Origin of the sequence: Gemmobacter sp. (assembly GCF_016792925.1) — a bacterium.
Lineage (GTDB): Bacteria > Pseudomonadota > Alphaproteobacteria > Rhodobacterales > Rhodobacteraceae > Gemmobacter.
Window position 1 is genome coordinate 1 of the sequence record NZ_JAEULU010000293.1, and the last position, 2,016, is coordinate 2,016.

At 66.6% G+C, this 2,016-nt stretch carries 1 protein-coding gene; it reads left to right on the forward strand.

Features of this window, described 5'->3' with window-relative positions:
* The first annotated feature begins 66 nt into the window (after nucleotides 1–66).
* On the forward strand, nucleotides 67–1,572 hold the full coding sequence (trpE, locus tag JNN06_RS14155; protein WP_291240242.1) for an anthranilate synthase component I: 1,506 nt from the start codon (nucleotides 67–69) through the stop codon (nucleotides 1,570–1,572).
* Nucleotides 1,573–2,016 lie beyond the last annotated feature (444 nt).

Sequence of the window (2,016 nt, forward strand, 5' to 3'; positions counted from 1 at the left end):
GCATCAGCTTCAATCAGGCCGCCATTGACGCGGTGCATGCCAATATCCGCTGAAAGGCCGACCGGAATGACGATGATCTCCAGCTTCGAGGCCTTTGAACGCGGCTGGAATGCCGGGCAGAACCAGCTGGTTTACGCCCGCATCGCCGCCGATCTGGATACGCCGGTCAGCCTGATGCTGAAACTGGGCGAGGCGCGCACCGATACCTTCATGCTGGAAAGCGTGACGGGCGGCGAGACGCGCGGGCGCTATTCGGTGGTGGGCATGAAGCCCGATCTGATCTGGCGCTGCCGGGGCAAGGCGTCAGAGATCAACCGCGAGGCGCGCTTTGATGCGGCGGCCTTCCAGCCGCTTGAGGGCCACCCGCTCGACACGCTGCGCGCCCTTCTGGCCGAATGCCGGATCGAGATGCCCGACGATCTGCCCGCCATCGCGGCGGGGCTGTTCGGCTATCTGGGCTATGACATGATCCGGCTGGTCGAACATCTGCCGGATGTGAACCCCGATCCGCTGGGCCTGCCCGATGCGCTGCTGATGCGGCCGTCGGTGGTGGCGGTGCTGGACGGGGTGAAGGGCGAGGTGACGCTGGTGGCCCCCGCATGGGTCGGCTCGGGCCTGTCCGCCCGCGCGGCCTATGCGCAAGCCGCCGAGCGCGTCATGGATGCGCTGCGCGATCTGGACCGCGCGCCGCCTGCGCAGCGCGATCTGGGCGAGGTGGCGCCGGTGGGGGCGCAAATCTCCAACTTCACCCATCAGGCCTATCTGGAGGCCGTGGAGAAGGCCAAGACCTATATCCGCGGAGGCGACATCTTTCAGGTCGTGCCCTCGCAGCGCTGGACGCAAAGTTTCCCGCTGCCGCCCTTCGCCTTCTACCGCTCGCTGCGGCGCACCAACCCCTCGCCCTTCATGTTCTTCTTCAACTTCGGCGGTTTTCAGGTGGTGGGGGCCAGCCCCGAAATCCTCGTGCGGCTGCGCGAGGGCGAGGTGACCATCCGCCCGATCGCCGGCACCCGCAAACGCGGCGCCACGCCCGAGGAGGACAAGGCGCTTGAGTTGGATCTGCTGGCCGACAAGAAAGAACTGGCCGAGCATCTGATGCTTCTGGATCTGGGCCGCAATGATGTGGGCCGGGTGGCGAAGATCGGCACGGTGAAACCGACCGAGAAATTCATCATCGAGCGGTATAGCCACGTCATGCATATCGTGTCGAATGTGGTGGGCGAGATTGCCGAGGGGCAGGATGCGCTGTCCGCCCTGCTGGCGGGCCTGCCTGCGGGCACCGTCTCGGGCGCGCCCAAGGTCCGCGCGATGGAGATCATCGACGAGCTGGAGCCGGAAAAGCGCGGCGTCTATGGCGGCGGCGTGGGCTATTTCGCGGCCAATGGCGAGATGGATTTCTGCATCGCGCTCCGCACCGCCGTGCTGAAGGATGAGAAGCTTTACATCCAGGCGGGCGGCGGCGTGGTCTATGACAGCGACCCCGAGGCCGAGTTCCAGGAAACCGTGAACAAGTCCAAAGCCCTGCGCCGCGCCGCCGAGGATGCGGGCCTGTTTGCACGGCGCAACGGCTAAAGAACCACATTGACCGAGGCCATCGCCGAGGTCACGCGATGCCGTTTCCACATCGGGCCGGATCAAGAAAACGCAACGCGTTTTCCCGGCCCTGTGGAAACCGCCCCGCAAGACCCTGTCAGACCATGACCGAGAGGCCATCGCCCGCCCGGCGGGTGCAAAGCGCCCGCCGCCCGGAGGGCGGGCGCTGGCCGGTGGCTTCGGGCCACCGGCCCGATGCGGAAACGTTTCCACATGACCTCGGCGATGGCCTCGGCCATCCGGGCCGGAAACTGGAAATGCACCGCGCCTCGTCTGTGTGGGAGCGGGGAAGCAAGACCGCTTCAGCGCCCACACCAAAGAGCAGCACCCGCCCCCGGCAGGGCGGGCGGCTCACCCGTTGGCTTTGGGCCAACGGCCCGAAGCGGAGACGGTCCCACATGACCTCGGCATAGGGGCCGGAGA

What these genes read in the sequence shown, in the direction of transcription:
- trpE (WP_291240242.1), top strand. Translation starts at nt 67, where the DNA reads ATGACGATGATCTCCAGCTTCGAGGCCTTTGAACGCGGCTGGAATGCC.